At 55.2% G+C, this 1,120-nt stretch carries 2 pseudogenes; one reads left to right on the forward strand and one right to left on the reverse strand.

The annotated features are described in order from the left end of the window. Positions 1-878 (forward strand): annotated as a pseudogene (locus D5S03_RS02945) (cobyric acid synthase); the annotation flags it as partial. A gap of 30 nt (positions 879-908) precedes the next feature. Here D5S03_RS02945 and D5S03_RS02950 read toward each other — a convergent pair. Then, positions 909-1,120, reverse strand: a pseudogene (locus D5S03_RS02950) (thymidylate synthase); the annotation flags it as partial.

A 1,120-nucleotide genomic window follows, 5' to 3' on the forward strand; every position in this document is an offset into this window, starting at 1 on the left:
CCCTGCTGGGAAACGCCTTTGAACTGACCCTGCAGCACACCGGCAGGCCGGTGGTGGGAGTGGTGCCCTACTTGCAGAACTTAGATCTGCCGGACGAGGATTCAGTGGGTTGGAAGGAGGGTATTAAGGACCAGAACGGCCCGGCAGAAGACTGTGTCCGGGTGGGCGTAGCGGATCTGCCCCACATAAGCAATTTCACCGATTTTGACGCCCTGCGTCTGGAACCGGACGTAAACCTGGAAACAGTCCGTTCTCCTCAAGACCTGCAGGGACTGGATGCAGTTATTATCCCCGGCAGCAAAAATGTATTCCAGGACCTGGCCTGGCTGCAGCAGACCGGGCTCAAAGATGCCATATCCAGACTTGGCTTTGAGCAGAAGGTGGAGATAATCGGCATCTGCGGAGGGCTGCAGATGCTTGGCAATGAAATAAGCGACCCCTTTGAGCTGGAATCCCCGGGACAGAAAGTGCAGGCCGCCGCCCTTCTGGATATTTATACGGAAATGGCCCACCAGAAAACCCTGACCCGGGTGGAGGCCACTCATATACAGTCCGGACTCAATGTCCTGGGCTATGAAATCCACCATGGAGTCAGCCGTCTCGGGGGCCGGCCGCTCTTGCGGCTTCCTGACGGGAAAAATGAGGGGATTCTCTCTCAAAGCGGACTGGTCTGGGGTACTTACCTGCATGGAATTTTCGATGCCGACGAATTCAGACGCTGGTTCATCGACAGCCTGCGCAGCCGCAAAGGACTGACGCCCAAAGGGCGTATCTGTTGCATCTACAACCCGGACCAGGCCCTGGACCGCCTGGCTGAGCAGGTCCGATCCAGCCTGGATCTGAAGCTTATCTATAAATGGATGGGGCTCAAGGCATAAGCGGACAAGTCTAAAAAGCAGTTATGAGGCTCAAGGGGTGTCTTTTCTGCAAGTCCTGATTCTGGCCAGTTCCTCGGCGTAGCCATAAATATGCAGGCCTTTGGATGAAGCAAGAATAGGGCCTGGGCTTACACCTTCAATACTGTCCGCCATATATTTCTGAAGCACGGCAATCCCGGCCAGGTTTGCCGGGAAACCTCCCCACAGATCCCAGGACCGGAAATATGGATAAAAAATCAACC

This window comes from Desulfonatronospira sp. MSAO_Bac3, from assembly GCF_003838035.1.
In the GTDB taxonomy this organism is placed as follows: domain Bacteria; phylum Desulfobacterota; class Desulfovibrionia; order Desulfovibrionales; family Desulfonatronovibrionaceae; genus Desulfonatronospira; species Desulfonatronospira thiodismutans.